Origin of the sequence: Pseudorhizobium tarimense, from assembly GCF_022968135.1 — a bacterium.
Classification (GTDB): domain Bacteria; phylum Pseudomonadota; class Alphaproteobacteria; order Rhizobiales; family Rhizobiaceae; genus Neorhizobium; species Neorhizobium tarimense.
The window spans coordinates 133,409-152,918 of the sequence record NZ_JALJRA010000011.1; the positions used below are offsets into that span (position 1 = coordinate 133,409).

General features: G+C 61.4%; 20 protein-coding genes. 7 read left to right on the forward strand and 13 right to left on the reverse strand.

All coding sequences use genetic code 11. The annotated features are described in order from the left end of the window. Positions 1-74 precede the first annotated feature (74 nt). The 6 genes from MUU54_RS14835 to speB all read right to left on the reverse strand — a co-directional run bounded on the left by MUU54_RS14835 (position 75) and on the right by speB (position 5,818). The gene (locus MUU54_RS14835) at positions 75-845 is read right to left on the reverse strand and encodes a carbon-nitrogen hydrolase family protein (protein WP_247244789.1); all 771 of its coding nucleotides are present in this window, start codon (positions 843-845) and stop codon (positions 75-77) included. Continuing rightward, on the reverse strand, positions 842-1,636 hold the full coding sequence (locus MUU54_RS14840; RefSeq protein WP_247244790.1) for an ABC transporter permease: 795 nt from the start codon (positions 1,634-1,636) through the stop codon (positions 842-844). Before MUU54_RS14840 ends, MUU54_RS14835 begins: the two co-directional genes overlap by 4 nt. Beyond that, positions 1,633-2,484 (reverse strand): ABC transporter permease, encoded by an 852-nt coding sequence (locus tag MUU54_RS14845; protein ID WP_247244791.1) that lies wholly within the window; start codon positions 2,482-2,484, stop codon positions 1,633-1,635. Before MUU54_RS14845 ends, MUU54_RS14840 begins: the two co-directional genes overlap by 4 nt. Beyond that, positions 2,481-3,515: an ABC transporter ATP-binding protein gene (locus MUU54_RS14850; RefSeq protein WP_247244792.1), complete on the reverse strand. Its 1,035-nt coding sequence runs from the start codon at positions 3,513-3,515 to the stop codon at positions 2,481-2,483. Before MUU54_RS14850 ends, MUU54_RS14845 begins: the two co-directional genes overlap by 4 nt. Positions 3,516-3,599: 84 nt before the next feature. Continuing rightward, entirely contained in the window at positions 3,600-4,688 is a 1,089-nt protein-coding gene (locus MUU54_RS14855; RefSeq protein ID WP_247244793.1) for an ABC transporter substrate-binding protein, read from the reverse strand. 71 nt (positions 4,689-4,759) lie between these two features. Then, positions 4,760-5,818, reverse strand: coding sequence for an agmatinase (speB, locus tag MUU54_RS14860; protein ID WP_247244794.1), 1,059 nt, complete (start codon positions 5,816-5,818; stop codon positions 4,760-4,762). A gap of 148 nt (positions 5,819-5,966) precedes the next feature. On the opposite strand from speB, the gene MUU54_RS14865 reads away from it, so the two are divergent. Next, the gene (locus tag MUU54_RS14865) at positions 5,967-6,911 is read left to right on the forward strand and encodes a LysR substrate-binding domain-containing protein (RefSeq protein ID WP_247244795.1); all 945 of its coding nucleotides are present in this window, start codon (positions 5,967-5,969) and stop codon (positions 6,909-6,911) included. A 47-nt stretch (positions 6,912-6,958) separates the two neighbouring features. Here MUU54_RS14865 and MUU54_RS14870 read toward each other — a convergent pair whose 3' ends face one another. Next, positions 6,959-7,474, reverse strand: coding sequence for a ferritin-like domain-containing protein (locus tag MUU54_RS14870; RefSeq protein ID WP_247244796.1), 516 nt, complete (start codon positions 7,472-7,474; stop codon positions 6,959-6,961). Positions 7,475-7,643: 169 nt separating this feature from the next. Between MUU54_RS14870 and modB the strand changes: the two genes are divergently transcribed. From modB to mmsB, 3 genes are all read left to right on the forward strand, one after another. Beyond that, a complete protein-coding gene (modB, locus tag MUU54_RS14875) occupies positions 7,644-8,345 on the forward strand; it encodes a molybdate ABC transporter permease subunit (RefSeq protein ID WP_247244797.1) in 702 nt (233 codons plus the stop codon). Continuing rightward, positions 8,342-9,409 carry a molybdenum ABC transporter ATP-binding protein gene (gene modC / locus MUU54_RS14880; protein ID WP_247244798.1) on the forward strand — a complete coding sequence of 356 codons (1,068 nt, stop codon included), beginning with the start codon at positions 8,342-8,344 and terminating at the stop codon, positions 9,407-9,409. Before modB ends, modC begins: the two co-directional genes overlap by 4 nt. A gap of 136 nt (positions 9,410-9,545) precedes the next feature. After that, positions 9,546-10,469, forward strand: a complete 924-nt coding sequence (gene mmsB / locus MUU54_RS14885) for a 3-hydroxyisobutyrate dehydrogenase (RefSeq protein ID WP_354532274.1) — start codon at positions 9,546-9,548, stop codon at positions 10,467-10,469. On the opposite strand, the gene MUU54_RS14890 is transcribed toward mmsB, so the two are convergent. Continuing rightward, positions 10,454-11,119 carry a sulfite oxidase-like oxidoreductase gene (locus tag MUU54_RS14890; protein ID WP_247244800.1) on the reverse strand — a complete coding sequence of 222 codons (666 nt, stop codon included), beginning with the start codon at positions 11,117-11,119 and terminating at the stop codon, positions 10,454-10,456. The genes mmsB and MUU54_RS14890 overlap by 16 nt on opposite strands. A 114-nt stretch (positions 11,120-11,233) precedes the next feature. Between MUU54_RS14890 and MUU54_RS14895 the strand changes: the two genes are divergently transcribed. After that, a complete protein-coding gene (locus MUU54_RS14895) occupies positions 11,234-12,406 on the forward strand; it encodes an aminotransferase (protein WP_247244801.1) in 1,173 nt (390 codons plus the stop codon). A gap of 65 nt (positions 12,407-12,471) precedes the next feature. After that, positions 12,472-13,740, forward strand: a complete 1,269-nt coding sequence (locus MUU54_RS14900) for a DUF763 domain-containing protein (RefSeq protein WP_247244802.1) — start codon at positions 12,472-12,474, stop codon at positions 13,738-13,740. A gap of 38 nt (positions 13,741-13,778) precedes the next feature. Here MUU54_RS14900 and MUU54_RS14905 read toward each other — a convergent pair whose 3' ends face one another. From MUU54_RS14905 to MUU54_RS14925, 5 genes are all read right to left on the reverse strand, one after another. Then, a complete protein-coding gene (locus tag MUU54_RS14905; RefSeq protein WP_247244803.1) occupies positions 13,779-14,978 on the reverse strand; it encodes a pyridoxal phosphate-dependent aminotransferase in 1,200 nt (399 codons plus the stop codon). 26 nt (positions 14,979-15,004) lie between these two features. After that, positions 15,005-15,637, reverse strand: a complete 633-nt coding sequence (locus tag MUU54_RS14910) for a TetR family transcriptional regulator C-terminal domain-containing protein (protein ID WP_247244804.1) — start codon at positions 15,635-15,637, stop codon at positions 15,005-15,007. 113 nt (positions 15,638-15,750) lie between these two features. Then, positions 15,751-16,977: an MFS transporter gene (locus tag MUU54_RS14915; protein ID WP_247244805.1), complete on the reverse strand. Its 1,227-nt coding sequence runs from the start codon at positions 16,975-16,977 to the stop codon at positions 15,751-15,753. Further along, on the reverse strand, positions 16,974-17,474 hold the full coding sequence (locus MUU54_RS14920; protein WP_247244806.1) for a flavin reductase: 501 nt from the start codon (positions 17,472-17,474) through the stop codon (positions 16,974-16,976). The genes MUU54_RS14915 and MUU54_RS14920 overlap by 4 nt, the downstream gene beginning before the upstream one ends. A gap of 8 nt (positions 17,475-17,482) precedes the next feature. Further along, positions 17,483-18,856, reverse strand: a complete 1,374-nt coding sequence (locus MUU54_RS14925) for an LLM class flavin-dependent oxidoreductase (RefSeq protein WP_247244807.1) — start codon at positions 18,854-18,856, stop codon at positions 17,483-17,485. 70 nt (positions 18,857-18,926) lie between these two features. On the opposite strand from MUU54_RS14925, the gene MUU54_RS14930 reads away from it, so the two are divergent. Further along, the gene (locus MUU54_RS14930) at positions 18,927-19,508 is read left to right on the forward strand and encodes a helix-turn-helix domain-containing protein (RefSeq protein ID WP_247244808.1); all 582 of its coding nucleotides are present in this window, start codon (positions 18,927-18,929) and stop codon (positions 19,506-19,508) included. The last annotated feature ends 2 nt before the right edge of the window (positions 19,509-19,510 follow it).

The window sequence follows — 19,510 nt, forward strand, 5'->3', positions numbered from 1 at the left end:
GCCAGGGTGCTACAAGTCCTACGGCTTGCTTAATCCAGTGGATCTCAAACCCGCGCGTTGCCTGGGCCAGAAGGCTAGCGCAGATCCAGCAGATAAGTGTTCTCGGAACGGGATTTGTCAAAGGCGGATGGTATTATTTCAGCGAACAGAAGCGCTTCACCCTCTGCCGGTGCCTTCGCAAGAAGATTGCCGTCCGGCGCGGCGATGCGTGACAGGCCGGCATAGGCGAAGTTCTCGTCCTTGCCGCAATGGTTGACGTAGGCAACGAAAACCTGGTTCTCGAATGCACGAACGCGGATCATGTGCTCGGCGATGAACCGGCCCGACCATCCGACCGGAAGTGCGGTTGGAACAACAATCAGATCGACGCCTGCCAGCGCCAGCCGCCGAACATTTTCTGGAAATTCAACATCATAGCAGATCAACATGCCGAGCTTCACGCCATCGACATTGGCTATGACCGCTTGCGGATCTTCCGGGCAGAACCACTGCCTCTCATAGGGGCCATAGAGATGGGACTTGCGGTAGACGGTCGTTTGACCCTGGCCATCGGTAAGCAACGCGCTGTTGTAGACGGTGCTGCCTACCGCCTCCGCGAACCCTGCGACAATCGTCAGGCCGTGACGGCGAGCAATCTGCGAGAGCCGTTCCGGCCCGGCGCCCTCTGCGGGCGAGGCGAGGGAAGGAAAGCGATCACTTGCGCCATAGCCTGTGAGCGCCAGTTCCGGCGTAATAAGGAGCTTTGCGCCTTCGGCCGCGGCCTTTTCGGCGGCTGCAGCGATCCTCTCGAGGTTCGCGCCGATGTCTCCGAGCACGCACTGCATCTGGAATGCCGCAATCTTCAACGGTCCTCTCCCATGGCGCCCAGGAGCTTCGGAAGATCGCCGAACCGGGCGATGAGGCCGAACACGAGGGCCGCGATGACCAGGAAGAGCACGGTCACCGATGCCATCGTCGGCGTATAGCCGTAGCGGAGAGCATTGAAGATCTTGATCGGCAGCGTTTCCATCGTGAAGCCGACCGTCATGTACGCGACGATGTATTCGTTGAGCGACAGAACGAAGGCGAAGGCATAACCGGAAACCATGTAAGGCAGGATCAGCGGCAACACGACGGTTCGGAAGATCGTCTGATCGTCGGCGCCCATTGTGGCGGCCGCTTCAACCAAAGAGCGGTCGATTGCGGAAAACCCGAGCGAGAGGGTGACCAGCGGAAGCGTCACGAAGAAGATCGCGTGGCTGATGACGGCCGTCCAGGGCTGCCCGTAAAAGCCGCTCGTTGCCCAGAAGGTCAGGAGGCCAAGTGCGGTGATGACCGGCGGCAGCGTGAACGGCGCAATCCCTAAAAGCTGGAAGATATTTGCCCAGGGCGCAATACGCCGCCACAGGAACCAGGCGAGCGGCAGTGCCACGAGCAAGGCAAGTGCTGCAGAAAGGGCCGCCAGCGTCAGCGATGCAAAGAGGGCGTTGCGCCAATCGTCGTTCAAGAAAATTTCGCCATACCACGCCAGCGAAAATCCCTGCGGGGGAAAGGCAAGCGTTTGTTTCTCGTTTATCGACACGCCCGCGACCACGATCAGCGGTAGCGCCAGGAACAGACCAACAGCGAAGAAGAAGAGGCGGCGCAAGAGGATCATGCTGCCTCCTTCTGACGTCCGGCGTAGACGGCGAGCCCCACCAACGAGAGCGAGACCAGGACTAGGAAGACCGCCATCGCCGCTGCGAATGGCATGTTGGACTGATAGATCGCCTGGTCGGTGATCAGCACCGAGAGTGTCCAGTGTTGCGGCCGGCCCAGAAGCTGCGGCAGGAGATAGGAGCCGAGCGCGAAGATGAAGACCATGATCAAGGTCGCCAGGATGGTGTTTCGCAACGCGGGGACGATCACGGTGAAGAAGGCGCGAACCGGTGATGCGCCCAGTGTCCGTGCTGCTTCGGTCAAGGTCGGGTCGAGCCGGACCAGCGCGGGATAAAGAACCAGCACGGTGTACGGCAATGCTTGGTAGGTCATCGCCGTCATCACTGCGCCAAAGCTCGGCGTCAGGGCCTGCGCATCCATCAAGCCGAGCATCGCGAACAGGTTCGTGATGCCGGCGGTGCGTGAGAGCAGCGTCGACCAGGCAAAGCCAATCATCACTTCCGACAGGGAGAGGATCGACAGCAGGACGACCAGCCAGCGGATCTGCGTTCCTCTCGACGAGCGGGACAGGAGATAGGTGAATGGCACACCGATCGTCACGCAGGCGGCAGCTACGGCCATAGCCAGGAAAAGGGAAAAAGCAAGTACCTTGCCAAAGAAGAGGCTGAGGAAGCGGCCGTAATTGTCGAACACGAATGCCGGCTCGTAGAAGCCGCCCTGCTGCCGCTCGAAGAACGATACAGCGATCATTGTGGCGAACGGGATGACGAAGAACACGACGAGCATGGCCGCTGGGAACATCAGCGGGCCGTAATCGGGGAAGCGCTGCGGTGGCTCCCGTCTCATCGGGCCAGTACCACGCTCGTCTCCGGATCGAACCGAAGCCCGACGGTCTGTCCGATTGTGACATCCGGTCTGGCGCGGGGGGAGGCGACCGCAATGATCTGCTGTCCGCCGGCCTCGATGAAGGTCTCCACCGTGCCACCCAGGTCGCGGATGAAGGCGACGGTGCCGGTGACACTGCTTGCGTCCTCCGTCACGATCTGCACGTCTTCGGGCCTAACGGAGATCGTACCGGCTTTTGCGCCGACCAGCGAAAAGCCTTCAATGGTCGATCCGAAGATCGAGGCCTGGCCGCGATCGTCCGCCTGGAAGGGGATAAGGTTTGTCGACCCGATGAAGTCGGCGACGAAGGAATCTGCCGGTCGCCTGTAGATATCGACTGGCGCGGCGGCCTGACGAATCTCGCCGCCGTTCATCACGACAACGGTATCGGCCATTGTCATCGCCTCGCGCTGATCGTGCGTCACAACGATCGTGGTAATGCCGAGCCGCTGCTGTAATTGACGCAGTTCGACCTGCATTGCTTCACGCAGCTTTGCATCGAGCGCCGAGAGCGGCTCGTCGAGGAGAAAGAGCTTTGGCGAGATCGCAAGCGCGCGGGCAATGGCGACACGCTGCCGCTGACCCCCGGAGAGCTTGCCGACTGACCTGTCGGCAAAGCCCGGCAGGTGGATCATCGCCAGCAGCTCGTCGACGCGCTTCTTCTGCTCGGCCTTGTCGATGCCGCGGATCCGCAGGGCATAGGCAATATTCTCGCCCACCGTCAGATGCGGGAAGAGCGCGAGCGACTGAAACACCATCCCTAGATTGCGTTTGTGCGTCGGGATCTGGGTGATGTCCTCTCCACCCAGCGCGACCGATCCGGTCGTCGGCAGATCAAGGCCGGCGATCATGCGCATCAAGGTCGTCTTGCCGCAGCCGGAAGGGCCGAGAAGACAGACGAAGGTGCCGTCCGGCACCGAAAGGCTGACATCTTTGACGGCTTTGAACGTGCCGAACTGCTTCGTCACATTGCTGAGGATAAGTCCGGACATTGCTTTACGCTCGGCTCTTAGAGGCCATGGGCTTGAGGATGCAAGAGAAGCCACTCCTCCGATGGGAGGAGTCGCTTGCGCAGGTCAGCCCGCGATCATTTCCGTCCACTTCTGGTTCAGGAAGTCTGACCGTTCCTGGTACATCTCGTAGCGGGGGATGATCGGCTCGATGTCGGAGGATACGGCGTTGAACTCCTCGGCCGTAAGGTCCAGCAGGTCTCGCTTGACGGTTGGCGAAGTGCCAACCTTGCGCGACAGCACCGCCTGGATCTCCGGCTGGCACATGTAGTTGATGAAGGTATGTGCTTCTTCGACCTTCTCTGAAGCGCGGGAAAGGGCCCAACTGCCGGAATCGCGAATTCCGCCTTCCTCCGGGAAGGTGGAGCGAACGGGATGGCCATCTGCGGCGGCAAGACCGGTTACGTCGTGGTAGTACTGGCCCATCGGGATTTCGCCCGACTTCAGAGCCTGCTCGAATTGCGCTTCGTCGCGGTACCAGAGGCGGACGTTCGGTTTCACTTCCGCGAGCTTGTCGAACACCTCCAGGATGCCTTCTTCGGTGTCAAGAATATCCGTTCCGCCGAAATAGGTCCTGGCCGTTACTTCCAACAGGAAGGAGTTCGAGACGAGGGCGAGCAGGCCCAGCTTGTCGGCATTCGCCGCATCCCAAAGGGCTGACCAGGAGGTCGGCGCTTCGGGATAGACGTCGGTGTTGGTGACGAGCGTGATATACCATGACACGGCGCCGATGCCCGCGAAGCGACCGTCCGGATACTTGTTGACGAAGGTATCGATCAGGCCGGAGACGTTGGGGATCTTCGACATGTCGAGCGGAGCCCAGAGGTCGGTGCTCATGCCCTTCAGCAGGGCCACCTGCGACATCATCGACACGTCGGCGGGCGCCTGGCCAGCACGGGCTGCCTGTTCTAGCTGTACGAGCCAAGCCTCGCCAGTCGGTTCTGCGACCGATTCAACGGCAATGCCCGTCGCCTTGGTGAATTCCGGGAAAATGTTCTTGTCGAACGAGTCCTTGAAATATCCGCCATAGACACCGACCTTCAGCGACCGGTCCTGCGCCCGCAGGATCGATGGCATTGCCAGCATGGAAGCGCCTGCCAGGCCGGCGCCCAGCACCGCGCGGCGGCTGGCCGCCTTGTTCAGGATCTCACGCATCACTTTCTCCTTTGTTTGGCGGCAGGTTCTGCGCCTGCGCGGCCGGTTCCCACTCTTGTCGTTACTTTACGTCAAGCCTTAGCCGTCACGGAAGGGCTGAACACCATCAGGCTGAGGATTTCAAACAGCATCTGTGCGCCGGCCTGGGCCGTGTTGGTCGTCGAGTCGTATTGGGGCGCAACCTCAACCACATCGCCACCGATCAGGTTGATGCCCTTCAGGCCGCGGATCAGCTCAAGCACTTCGCGCGTCGTCAGTCCGCCGATCTCGGGCGTGCCCGTACCGGGTGCGAAGCTGGGGTCGAGGCTGTCGATGTCGAAGGAGAGATAGGTCGGCCCGTCCCCGACGGTCGCCTTCGCCTTCTCGATGATCGCCGACATGCCCATGCCGGACACGTCTTCGGCGTGAATGACGGTCATGCCCGAGGCGTAGGAGAACTCCCAAATGTATTCCGCCGCCCCGCGAATGCCGATCTGGATTGTCCGCGTCGGATCGAGAACGCCATCCAGGACTGCATTGCGGAACGGTCCCGCATGGTGGAACTTGCTGTGGTCGAAGGGGCCGCTCGTGTCGCAATGGGCATCGATGTGGATCATCCCGACGGGCGCCTTCTTGCCAACCGCCTTCAGGATGGATTGGCTGATCGAATGGTCACCACCGACCGCCAGGGGGATCACGCCCGCGTCGACGATCTGATTGAAACGCTTCTCGATGTCCTCGTGGCACATTTGGAGATTGTAGCGGCTGCGCAGCGGAACATCGCCGATATCTGCGACGCGGATATCGAAGACAGGGGCGGTCTTCAGCACGTGGTTATAGGGGCCGATCCGCTCGATGGCGCGAAGGGCACGGGGACCGAAGCGCGAGCCCGGCCGATTGGTGACGCCGAGATCCATCGGCACGCCCGTGATGGCGACCTGCAGATTGCCGAAGTCCGGGTCTTCTGCTTCCACAGGCATGTAAGGCGCTGACATGAAGGTCGGAACGCCGGCATATGGCGCCAGGCGAGTGCCGCTCTTGGAGAAGATCTTGTCGGCTACTTTCCTGAATTCCGGATCGTAGAGGTCGCCGCCGTGACCTGATCCGTATTTGTCACGAAGTTCGCGCAGCTTCTCGTCGTCCAGGGCCATGATCTCGCCGACGCTCCCACAATGCTCTGTATCAGTTTCCGCGGTCTTGCCGCCTTGGTTTTGGGCATTATCGGCAAAGAGAGGGTGGAAATGCAATCAACAATGTTCTAGCAGATGCTGTGAGAAATATTCACATGCCGGATCTTGAATGACGAGCCGTCTGCCGCCCCTCAATCCCCTTCGTGCCTTCGAAGCGACCGCGCGTCTGGCCTCTGTCTCAGCCGCCGCACGGGAGTTGCGAGTGACTCATGGCGCGGTGAGCCATCAACTCCGCGCACTTGAGGAATCGCTCGATACCACCCTTTTCGAGCGCGGGGGAAGACGCCTGAAGCTCACGGCCGCGGGTGCGCTGCTCTTGCCAGCCGTGACGCAGGCCTTCAACGGGATTGCGGCCGCGACCGCCCAGATGAAACGGCCGGCAACGACGGGCAATCTCTCCATCACCTGCGTTCCGGCACTGTTGTCATTCTGGATCCTGCCCCGGGTATCTTCCTTCACGGATCAGTATCCAGACGTAACGCTGACATTGGCGGCGTCCAACGATGCGGGGCATCTTCATTCGACTGATGTGGATGTCTGCATCCTCTACGGAGCCGGGAACTGGCCGGATGCGTGGACGCGCCTGTGGAGCAACCTGCAGCTCTTCCCTGTCGCAAGTCCCAGCCTTCTCAACAGCCGGCCACTTCGGTCCATGCGCGATCTCGAGGATCACGTGCTTCTGCATGGGGACGGCGACGGAAGGGAATGGAGCACATGGCTTGCCGCCGCGGAAAACGAAGCGTTCCCGAGGCGAAGGCAGCACTTCATGGGCGATGCCCGTTTTTCCACGGAGGCAGCGTTGCAGGGGCAGGGCGTGGCTCTGGGGGATACGATCACGGCGGCAAAGCTCATCGCCGAGGGAGAGCTCATCGTGCCCTTCGATCTCAGCGTCCCGGCCAACGACGCGTTCTACGTCGCGTGCCGCCATGAGATGCGTGCCGCACCCATCGTCCGGGTGTTCATCGACTGGCTGTTCGCTTCGCTGCACGAAGATCGCCTGCCAGAACCTTCAAGCCTGGCGCGGACGATATTGAGGGGGCGTAGTGCGAGGTGAAACGGAAGAAGGCGGAGCCAGCGCCCCGCCCGGTTGCCGGTTTCTGCTCAGACCTTCGCAGATTCTCCCGCCTCACGCAGGTCGATGTAACGGGTCGTGACGCTGCGAAGGTTGTCGTCGATCCATTTGGCCATGTCCTCTTCTTGCTGCAGATTCATCTGCAGCGCGGACGTGGCGAAGGAGAAGCCACCAACTTGGGCCACGGTCAGAAGCGACTTGTAGGCAGCAATTTCGAAGTGCTCGAAGGCGTAGTTGGCAAAGGAGTTCTTCAGGATCTCGTCGCCGGCGACGGTATGTCCCATCGCGGCCATGCCACCGGTCAAGGAAAGCGCCATGTCCTTCACAGACGAATGGCTTTCCTCCAATTGCTGCAGAAGTTCCTCGATACGGCTCATCTGGCCTTCCGTTTCGTGGATGTGTTCTTCCAGCCGGCGAGCGACCTCCGGATAGTTCTCGATGCGGGAAAGCTGCGGCTTCATGATCGAGAGCGCCTGGTTTTCCATGGCGTGGGCATTCTTCAGACCGGAAACAAACACTTCGCGGGTCGCACTGGTATCAGCCATCGGGGATCTCCATTGGGATGTGATTTGCTGCTGCCCGAACCCGAGCCGGTCGGAATTGTTCCCAGAACCGAAACCACCCGCCCGGTAGCAATTCCGGCGGCTCCGCGTTATCCAGTGTCAGGGCCAGCGGGAGCGGATCATCCTGCGGCGACTATTGGCGAGGACGGATTTGGATTGGTTGACACTGAGCGACGAAGAGTGGGTGGCCATTCGGCTGAGCTTGAAGGTCGCGACCGTCGCCATGTTGTGCAGCCTTCCGCTTGGCATTCTTGTCGCTCATGCTCTGGCGCGGGGCCGGTTCTGGGGCAAGTCGATCCTTAACGGGATCGTGCACCTGCCGCTCATCCTGCCTCCGGTGGTGACCGGCTTCCTGCTCCTTGTGACGTTTGGCCGGCGTGGCGTTGTCGGTGCCTTCCTCTATGACTGGTTCGGCATCAGCTTTTCTTTCCGCTGGACCGGTGCTGCACTTGCCTGCGCGATCATGGGCTTCCCGCTCATGGTGCGGTCCATCCGGCTTTCCATCGAGGCCATAGATCAAAAATTGGAAGAGGCGGCGGGGACGCTTGGGGCAGGACCGGCCTGGGTGTTCCTGTCCGTCACTTTGCCGCTCGCGCTTCCGGGCATCATTGCGGGAATGATTCTCTCGTTCGCCAAGGCGATGGGGGAATTCGGCGCCACTATCACCTTTGTCTCCAACATCCCGGGAGAGACGCAGACGCTCGCGTCTGCCATCTACACGCTCACACAGGTTCCGGGCGGAGACGCCGGGGCGATGCGGCTGACCCTGGTCTCCGTCGCTATCTCGTTCGCGGCACTTCTTGCTTCGGAAGCCATCGGCAGGGTCCTGTCCCGCAACGGCCGCGTCTCATGACCTTAATCGTCGAGGCAGGGCACGGGTTTGGTGGCTTTCGTCTGCGTGCGGGATTTTCGGCCGAGGGCGGCGTGACCGCGCTTTTTGGGCGCTCTGGCTCTGGAAAAACGTCTCTTCTGCGGATCATCGCTGGTCTGGTACGGCCGGATGAAGGAAAGGTGGTCTTCAACGATCAGGTGCTTCTCGATACGTCCGCCACGATTTTTCTGAAGCCGCACCGCCGGCGCTTCGGATATGTCTTCCAGGAGGCGCGGCTTTTCCCCCATCTCAGCGTCCGCAGCAATCTCCTCTATGGGCGCCGATTTGCCGGAAATACACCCACTGGGGACGATCTTGCCAGGGTAGTCGAGCTGTTGGGGATCTCCCAGCTTCTTGATCGTGCGCCCGATGCTCTTTCCGGCGGAGAGCAGCAGCGGGTGGCGATCGGTCGGGCGCTCCTCAGCGCGCCTCGCCTCCTGCTGATGGACGAACCGTTGGCGGCGCTCGACGAAGAGCGGAAGGCCGAGATCCTTCCCTACCTTGAACGGTTGCGGGATGAGGCGGGCGTCCCGATCATCTATGTCAGCCATTCGATTACGGAGGTGGCGCGGCTCGCCGACCAGGTGGTGCTTCTGGAAGCTGGGAAAGTGGTCGCCACCGGCGATCCCAGCCATGTCCTGTCCGGCTGCGTCGCTTCTGCCCTGGGTCGCAGGGAGGCGGGGAGCGTGCTGAGTGGCGTCGTCGAGGGTTTGGACCTAGAGTCCGGCCTGGCGCGGGTAAAGATCAAGCAGAGGTCTCTTCTCGTGCCAGGCCATGGCTTGAGCGCGGGCAAAGCCGTGCGTGTTCACGTCCTCGAGCGGGACGTCATCATCGCTGTTTCCGAGCCGCAGGGGCTGAGCGCACTCAACATCCTCCCCGGTCGCATCACATCGCTGGAGCGGGACGACGACACTGTCCTCATCACCGCGAACTGCGGGGGCGACGAAATCTTTGCCCGCGTTACAAGCTTCTCGGCCGAAAGGCTGGGGCTTTCGCTCGGACAGGAGGTCTATGCGGTGATCAAGTCGGTGGCGCTGGAGCGGTGAGCGGTGAGCGCAATGGATGCACTGGCGCAAGCGAGGCGACTATGCCAAACCAGACGCATCTGATTGGAGGATCAGGAGCTTGCACCGCGTCCGAGGGGATCGATGTGAGGAATGGTAAGAGCAGGGCGTTTTCAGCCTGCTCAAGGGGAGGAAGAACATGGCGAGCAGCATCGCGTTCATCGGTCTCGGCAACATGGGCGGCCCCATGGCTGCCAATCTCGTTCAGGCAGGGCATCAGGTGAAAGGCTACGACCTGTCGTCCCAATCCTGCGACGCTGCGGCTGAAAAGGGCGTCACGATCGCTGAAACAACCTCGGCTGCGGTAAAGGATGCGGATGTTGTCGTGACCATGCTCCCGGCAGGCAAACACGTCCTTGCCGTTTGGAGCGAGATCTCGCAGGCGCTGAAGCCCGGGACGCTGTTGATCGACTGCTCGACCATCGATGTGGAAAGCGCCCGTGAAGCGCATGTTCTGGCCAAGGAGGCGAGCTGCCTATCGCTGGATGCCCCCGTGTCCGGCGGCACCGTTGGGGCAGCGGCCGGGACGCTGACCTTCATGGTCGGCGGTGAAGAGGCAGCGTACCAACGAGGCGACGCTATCCTGCAGGCTATGGCTAAGCGGATCGTCCGTTGCGGCGGTGCCGGCGCAGGTCAGGCCGCGAAGATTTGCAATAACATGATTCTCGGCATCACCATGGCGGGGGTCTGCGAAGCCTTCGTGCTTGGCGAAAAGCTCGGCCTGTCGCATCAGGCGCTCTTCGATGTGGCCTCCACCTCCTCCGGCCAATGTTGGTCGCTCACGACCTACTGCCCGGTGCCGGGTCCCGTGCCGACTTCTCCTGCCAACAACGGCTACAAGCCGGGCTTCGCCGCGGCGTTGATGCTGAAGGACCTGAAGCTATCTCAGGAAGCGGCCGCGGCGGCAGGGGCGACAACGGAAATGGGCGCTCGTGCAGCCGCCCTCTACGAAGACTTCAGCAAGCACGGCCAGGGCGACACTGATTTCTCCGGCCTGATCAACTTCCTCCGCGAAGCCTCCGGTCGTCAGTCGTCGGAGTAACGCTCCTCGGCCCAAGGATCGCCGCGCATGTGATAGCCGTTCTTCTCCCAGAAGCCGGCTCGGTCGGCATTGAGGAACTCGATGCGGTGCAGCCATTTGGCGCTCTTCCAGAAGTAGAGATGCGGAACAACCAGCCGCACCGGTCCGCCATGCTTCTCGGCGAGCGGCTCGCCCTTCCAGCTATGGACGATGATGGCATCCTCGGCTGCAAAATCGGAAAGCAGGAGGTTGGTCGTGTAGCCGTCATAGCTTGTCAGCATGACGGCAACGGCCTCGGGCTGTGGATCGACAGCATCCAGGAAGTCGCGGGTGGTGACGCCGGACCAGTCATTGTCGTAGCGCGACCACGTCGTCACGCAGTGGATGTCGGAATGCGTCTGGGTCTGCGGGAGCGAGAGGAGGGCATTCCAGTCGAAGGTGGTGGATTTATTCACGAGTCCGCGGACGTCAAGGCGCCACTGAGCCTTGGAAATCTGCGGTTGCTGGCCAAGGTCCAGCACAGGCCAGTTCTTGACCAGGTGCTGACCGGGCGGCAGGCGGTCCGCCTCGGGTCGCGATATGCGGCCGGTGAGGAAGCGACCTTCGTCGGCCCATTTCCGTTTGGTCCGGGTGAGCTTTGTATCTTCGGTCTGAATGGGCTCGTCGGCCATCCTTCAAGTCCTTCTCGTGCGATCTCGTCCCTTGCCACTGACGATATTCTGGTAAATGAGTGGGCAAATCAATCGATCCCTCGGCCCTCGCGGCCGCCACGCTTCGGAATGCCCATGCCTCCCTTCAATCCGCTCGTTCAGAAATTGGCTCCCCCGCCTGTTCCCTCCGTCTTTGCCTGGGGACGCTCCTATGACGGATCGCGCGGACCCTTGATCGATCTGTCACAGGCCGTGCCGGGTTACCCGCCGCATCCAAAGATGCTGGAGTTGCTAAAGGAAATGGCAGGGTCGACCGCCTATTGCGGGTATGGAGCGATCGAAGGCGAAAGCCATCTCCGGCGTGTTTACGCAGAGCATGTCCGCGACGTCTATGGCGCCGATATCGATAGCCAGAACATCCACGTGACGTCCGGCTGCAACGAGGCTTTCATCAGTGCCGCGACGGCGGTCGCCGGAGCCGGCGAGACCGTGCTGATGACAAATCCCTTCTACTTCAATCATGAGACGACGCTCGCGATGATGGGGGTGACGATCAAAACGGTCGATTGCGCGGCCGATGACGGGTTCCTGCCGCGCGTTGATGCCGTTGCGGCGGCCATCACACCTGATGTCCGGGCACTGGCGCTTGTTTCGCCGAACAACCCGACGGGTGCCGTTTACCCGGCGGATCTGTTGCGGGAGATTTTTGAGGTCTGCCGTGAAAAGGACATCTGGCTGATCCTCGACGAGACCTATCGTGATTTCCTGCCTGACCCGGGACGTTCGCCGCATGGTCTTTTTGACGAGGATGAGTGGGAAGACCGCCTGATATGCCTCTACAGCTTCTCAAAATCCTTCTGCATTCCCGGCCACCGGCTGGGCGCCATCACGGCGGGCGCCAAGGCTGTGGAGCAGATTGCCAAGATCATGGATAACATCCAGATTTGTGCACCCCGTGCCGCGCAGGCAGCCGTTGCGCAGGCTATGCCAATGCTGGCGGATTGGCGGGAGGGAAACCGGCAGGAAATCGTGCGCCGGGCGAAGGCTCTTAGAATGGTGATAGCCCAGGTGCCGGCCTGGCGGATCGATGCGGTGGGCGCCTACTTCGCCTTCGTCCGTCACCCCTTTCCGTCGCTGAATTCGGCTGAGGTTGCAGAGCGGATGGCCAAGCAGGCGGGAGTGATCTGCATTCCGGGCATGTATTTCGGTCCGGGCCAGGAACAGTATCTGCGCTTCGCCTTCGCCAATGCTGACGTTCCAACCATAGAACGTCTGGCCGAAAGGCTTGAGAATTTCGCGGCCGAGTAAAATGTAAGTCATGTTTTGTTCTGCCGGTGCTACTATATGCAAAGGATCTGAAGAAGCGGTGGAACATGGCACAGAGAGCAGGCAGCGCAGATCTTCCGCTACATGGCGGTCGTGTTCCGGCGTGGCTCGGCCAACGGATGACAAGATTAGGTGCGCTGATCAGCGAAGCCATCGTGCAGCACTACGGCCGGGACGAGTTCCTGCGCCGGCTCGCCCATCCGTTCTGGTTCCAGTCGTTCGGTGCCGTGATGGGGATGGACTGGCACTCCTCGGGCATTACGACCAGCGTCATCGGAGCGCTCAAGCGAGGGCTGACGCCGCTTTCAGGTGAACTTGGCATCCATGTCTGCGGCGGCCGTGGACAGCAGTCGCGCAGGACGCCGGAAGAGCTTCTGGCCATCGGCAACCGTGTCGGGCTCGATGGTGGCCAGCTGGGCGATACCAGCCGTCTTGTTGCCAAGGTCGATAGCGCCGCCGTCCAGGACGGCTTCGATCTCTATCTCCACGGTTTCATCGTGACGGATGATGGCAAGTGGGTGGTCGTGCAGCAGGGGATGGATGGCGACCGCCGGCAGGCACGGCGGTATCACTGGTTGTCCGAAGGGCTGGAGAGCTTTTTCGACTCTCCCCACGCGGCCATCGAGGGCAGGGGACAAGGGGAGATCGTCAACCTCGCCGACCGTCGGGCGGCGGACTCCCGTCACGGCCAGTTGGACCTTCTTGGTTCGCTGGGTCCGGACAAGCTCGTGGCAGAAGTGATCGCCCTGGAAGGGCGACAAGCGGCGCAACCAGCACAGCCTCTCCTGCCGCATCTCATCATGCCCGCTCATCACGACGTGCGCGAGAAGGACGTGAACATGCGGCGTCTTCATGCTGCATTCGCGGCTGCCGCCGATCGCGGCCCGGAAGACTTTCCACAGTTGCTCCTCACACCCGGCGTCGGCGCACGCACGGTGAAGGCTTTGGCCATGGTGGCAGAGGTCGTTCATGGCGCACCCTGTCGTTTCTCCGATCCCGCCCGATTTTCCCTTGCCCATGGCGGCAAGGACCGGCACCCGTTCCCCGTTCCGCTCAAGGTCTATGACGAGACGATCAGGGTCATGAAGTCAGCGGTTGGCAAGGGGCGGCTCGGGCGGGAGGAGGAACTGCAGGCGCTGAAGCGTCTCGACGACCAGGCACGTCAGTTGGAATGCTATGTCACCGGTCCCGACCTCAAGGAGATCGTCGCCGGCGAATTTCGTGATTCCGCAGCCTTCGCCGGCCGGAGCGTGTTCGGTCGGGAGGAGGAGCTTCAGGGTGCCGAGCGACAAAAAGCCCGCCAACCCAAGTCCTAGGACCGGTAGTCGTATCCTCTTTAGACGCTGTCTGCGCCTCAGGCAGAGGCTCGCCGCTCGGACGGAGAGACAAGCCGCGAAGCCAGCGAACCGATACGCTTCATCGCAGTGACAAGAACGTCGTCGGGCACGGTGAGCGAAATGCGCAGGAAGCCAGCTGCCTGTTCACCGAAGGATGCTCCAGGCATCACTGCGACGCCTTCCTGCCGCAAGAGTTCCCAAGCGAACTGGTCGCCGGTCAGGCCAGTTGCGGCAATGTCGATCAGGATGAACATGCCGCCTTCCGGAAGCATTGGCTTCACCAGATTGTTGCCGGCCAGTGCCTGTTCTGCGATCTGTGCGCGGCGGCTGTAGTTGCTCCGCATGGTCGGTGCCATCGGGAAATCTTCTGACAGGGCCATCGCCGTCATATCCGCGATGAAGGGCTGGACGCCGAAGAGCATGGTCTCGGACACCGGCAGCACCTTGCTGCAGAATTCTGCCGGACCTGCGGCCCAGCCGCTGCGGAAACCGGGTGCCGCGTGCGACTTTGAGATCGATGACACGACGATCGTGCGTTCGGCCAGCTCCGGCAGGTCGAAAGGAGATGCGAACTCGATGGTGTCGAATACCAACTGCTCGTAAACCTCGTCGCAGACGATCCAGAGATCGTGCTTGCGGCAAACCTCGCCAATGGCCTTGATCTCGTCGGCCGTCAGCACGGCACCGGTCGGGTTATGCGGGGTGTTCAGCAGGACGACGCGGCATTCCGGCGTCACCGCACGCTCGAGATCTTCCGCCTGTATGTGGAAACGATTTTCCGGCTTAAGTGGCACGTAAACCGGATGGGCACCGGTGGAGGAAATAACGCCTTCGTATGTGGCATAAAGCGGATTACCGACCAGCACGCCGTCAGCCGCCTCCACAAGGCCCGCCATGACCGTGTAAAGCGCCGTCTGCGTGCCGGGGAAGCAGAGGAAGTTGGCTTCCGTCACATCCGCCCGACGCTTCGAATACTTCTCGACCAGAGACTTAAGGACTGAAGGCTCGCCACGGCCATTGGAATAGCGGATCCGTCCGGCATACATGGAACGGACCGCCTCATCGAGAAGCGATTTTTCGGGCGCCACGTCCGGCTCGCCGATTGTCAGCTCGATGATATCGAAACCAGCGGCTTTCATGCGGCGTGCTTCGCTGTGAACGGCCCAGCGACCGGATCCGAGATCTGCGAGACGGTCGGTGATGGAGGCATAGCGCATGAGGATTCCTTCTTTGTGATCTGGTTTCAGCACAGCTCGCCCGGAGGAAGCCTCAGCATGGCTTCCACCGAGGCGATGGCGGTCTCGGAGAGTTCTTCGTTCTTGAACAAGTCCGGGGCGAGGGTTCCCTCAAGCCACAGACCGTCAATCAATCCGTTCACCGCGATTGCGTAGGCGCGGCATTCCTGCCGACTTACAATTCGTCCTCGCTCCGCAAAGAAGGCGATCAGCAGCGTTTCGAGTTCCGCCAGAAAGGAAACATAGCTCTCGCGGTGGATTGCAGCGAAGGCAGGATCAAGCGGGATGTGACTGATGAAGGCGGCCCAAAGGGAGAGCGTTCGGCTGTCCGTCACCGGCGGGGTGACGTTCGCCACGATGAAACGCCTCAACCGCGTCTTGGGATCGGCACCTTCGGCAGCGGTCTTGGTAATCTCCGTGATGCCGTCCATCAGCTGCCGGTATGCGGCCTGCAGCATCTGGTCCTTGGTCGCGAAATAATGGCGGATCAGTCCGCCTGTTACGCCGGCCCTGGCGGCAATCTGGCGTACTGTCGCGCCCTGAATGCCAGCTTCGGCGATGCAGTCCAGCGTGGCGGCGATGAGGTCCTCGCGCCTCTCTGTCTCGGTCGCCCGGCTATAGGATCTACGTGTTACAGCCAAGGCAAGTGGTCCCGCAGAGAAGGAAGGTTACGATGCAGTCGGCAGCCCGATGCAAGCCGGCGCTGCAAAGAATGAGCGTTTGTTATACGCTTGAATAATAGGATGGCAAGGGGCTAACGGCGTCCGTTGGCGAGCTTGGCGGCAGCAGGTCGTCGGCGCAAGGCCAGCATTGCGGCTGCGCCAATGAAGGGTCCGATCGCCAGGATGGAGAAGGTCCACTGCCAACCGCCAAGCCAGTTCGCAAGCTGCGGCATCAGCCAGATCATCCCGATGGTGAGGGCAAAGCCCATACCCATCTGCAGCGAGAGAGCTGTTCCCACGTAGGCTCGGTCGGCCAGCTCGGTCACGGCGGCCGAAAACTGGGCCGAGTCGCCGATGATGGTGATCCCCCAGATCACGACCACGAGAACGAGCAGCCATTCGGGCCCGTCGAAAACGAAGCCGATCAGCAAGGCGCAGCTTCCGGAGGCGAGCATCATTCCGGCAGTCGTCGCCGTGCGGCCGAAGCGGTCGGACAGCAGCCCGCCCGCAAAGCAACCCGCGACGCCGGACGAGACAGCGGTGAAGGTCAGGAGCGAGGGGTTGGGCAGGCTTGCACCCTCCATCGCCTGCAGCGCTGCCGAGAGATAGGCCAGCAGCCAGGCCCACATCGCGTAGAGCTCCCACATGTGACCGAGATATCCAAGGTTTACCAAGGCAACGTCGCGATCGCGCAGGACCTTACCGATCTGGCGAGGATCGAAGATGGCCTTTCCGAATGGATGGGGCCCTTCGCGGGCGAACACCAGGAACAGGACCATGCTGGCGAGGGAGGCGAGGCTGGCAAGCGCCACCACCGATTGCCAATGGACAGCTGTCATTGCCCCGCGAAAGAGGTGCGGCAGGGAGGAGCCGGCCGTGATTGCGCCGATGACGCCGGCGAACGCCAGGCCGCGGCAGGTGACGAACCACGTGGAGACAAGTTTCAGTGCAGGTGGATAAACGCCGGCGAGGGCAAAGCCTGTGGCGAGGCGTGAGACAATGGCAAGCGCCGGACCGGGCTCCGCAAGCAGGGCAGCATTGGCGACCGCAGCAAGGGCGGCCGACGCCGCCATCAGACGGTTCATCCGGATGATGTCGGGGAGGTTGAACAGGCTGGCTAGCAGCGCCCCGATCACGAAACCGAGTTGCACCCCGTTGGTCAGCCAGCCAGCGGCGGCGGGAGAAAGAGCCCATTCCCGGCTGATCTCCGGGGCGATAGCGGCGGCGGAAAACCAGGTGGAGAAGGAGAGAACGACGGCGCCGCACAAGATGGCGAGAACCCGCCAGCGTTCGCTACCGGCTCTCTCTTTTCCCGTCATAGCGACGCAACCGATGCAGGGTGCCCTACCCTATGGAAGGCACGATCGAAGTAGATGAGACCTTCTTCTGCCTCTCCTGCAGACGCTGCCGTTACCCGGCAGAAGAACACGGAGTGCGTTCCCACTTCGGAGATATCGGCGATATTGCATTCCAATGACCCGGCGGCGCCTGCCAGAACAGGGCTGCCGCTTTCTCCCGACCTCCAGCGGCCTTGGGCAAACCGTTCTTCTGCCGAAAGACCACCGTTCGAAAACGTCCGCGCCAGATCCTCGTGAGCGGCTGACAAAATATTGATGCAGAGCCGACCATTGCGACGGAAGGCCGTGTTGTTGCGGCTGGAGCGATTAAGGCAGACCAGAAGGGTCGGCGGCTGATCGGTGACGCTGCAGACGGCGGACACCGTGGTTTCGGCAATCCCGGCTTCACCATCGGAGGTGACGATGGTCACGGCAGAGCCCAGCCGCGCCATGGCATCACGAAATTGCTGCCTCTCCATCGCCCACCCTATTCCGCTGCCGGTGAAAATCGCCGGTGTCCGGCGCCGATATGCCTTGCCGGCAGTCGAGGCTGTCCGAACAGCTTCTGCCGCAGCGGTCCCTCGCTATAAGCCGTCTTGTACAGGCCTCGATCCTGCAGGATCGGTATCACCGATTCAATGATGTCGTCGAAGCATTCCGGCACCACGGTCCGCGAAAGGTTGAATCCGTCAACTCCGGCTTCATTGGCCCATTTGCCCAACTCATCGGCAATTTTTTCTGCCGATCCGATCATCGGCGGCTGGCGGCTGCCGAGCACCATCTGCTCCAGGAGCTTCCGCTTCGTCCATTGCGGACCGGCGGTTCGGGTCATCGCCTCGACGTTGGACACGATTGCGGCACTCTTGCCGGTCTCGATCGGCTCGTCCAAGTCGTACTTGGCAAAGTCGATCCCCATCGATGCTGCGGCGTGAACCAGGGCTGCCTCGGAGCTCACATAGGCGCGGTAGTCTTCGTACTTCTCCTGCGCCTCCTTGTCCGTCCGCCCGGTGACGATCGTTGCGCCCATGAAGACCTTGATGTCATCGGGCTTCCTGCCCCGATCGGTGGCACGCGTGCGAATGTCGTCGATGATCGCCTTGACCCCTTCGATCTTCTGGCCGTTAACGAATACGCATTCCGCATGGGTTGCGGCGAACTGACGGCCACGCGTGGACGAGCCTGCCTGATAGAGCACCGGCGCCCGCTGCGGCGATGGTTCGCAGAGGTGGATCGCATCGAGGCTGTACTGCGGCCCCTTGTGCCTGATCTTATGGACCTTCTGAGGATCGGCATAAAGATGGCGGCTGGGATCGTTGACGATGGCGTCATCCTGCCAGCTTTCCTCCCAAAGCCTGTAGACGACATTCATATATTCGTCGGCCAGGTCGTAACGGTCGTCGTGCGCTGCTTGCGCATCCAGCCCGATCGCCTTCGCTGCGCTGTCCAGATAGCCCGTGACGATGTTCCAGCCGATTCGGCCATTGGTCAGATGGTCCAGCGTCGACATCCGGCGCGCGAAGAGGAAGGGAGCCTCGTAGGTCAGGTTGGCGGTGATGCCGAAAGCAAGATGCTTCGTGACGGCGGCCATCGCCGGCACGAGCAACATGGGGTCGTTTACGGGCACCTGCACTGCCCCGCGAAGCGCGGCCGCATTGCTGCCGCCATAGACGTCGTTTACGCCGACGACGTCGGCCATGAAGATCCCGTCGAACAACCCCGCTTCCAGCCGGCGAGCATAGTCAATCCAGTAGGAGAGATCGGTGTAACGCCCCGACTGATCGCGCGGATGTGCCCAGAGGCCCTGCTGAATGTGGCCTACGCAGTTCATGTCGAATGCGTTGAACAGGATCTTCTTCGCCATGCCGCTCTCCCGCCTCGTTGCTTCCAGAGGCCGTCTCCTATAGGATCTAGTCGTCCACTATAGAAGACGATTGACGAAAGGCAAGCAGGTGCAGGAACAAGCGAAAGATCCGGTTCATGCCATTGCTGCGCGCCTGAAACGCGAGCGGGAGGTCAGGCACTGGTCGCTTTCCGACCTCGCTCATCGTTCCGGTGTCTCAAAGGCCATGATCAGCAAGGTCGAGCGGGGGGAGGCAAGCCCGACCGCGACAGTGCTCGGTCGTCTCTCAGGTGCATTCGGATTGCCACTCTCGGTCCTGCTGGCGTTGGCGGAGCAGGCGCCAGAGCGACTCAGACCGCATGTTGAGCAGCCGGTGTGGCACGATCCTGAAACAGGCTATATGCGGCGGGCGGTATCGCCCGCGGGCTCTGCGGTGGAACTGGTGGAGGTGTCCTTGCCGCCCAAAGTGCGTGTCCCCTATCCCGCCTCAGCATTTGCGTTTCAGCAGCAGCAAATCTGGATGATCTCGGGCGAGCTGGAGTTCTTTGAGGGAGAGGTAGTGCACCATCTCGCAAAGGGAGATTGTCTGCTTCTCGGCCCGCCGGCAGACTGTGTCTTCTTCAATGCGGGCAATGAACCTACGCATTATCTGATCACTCTCACGAGACGGTGAGG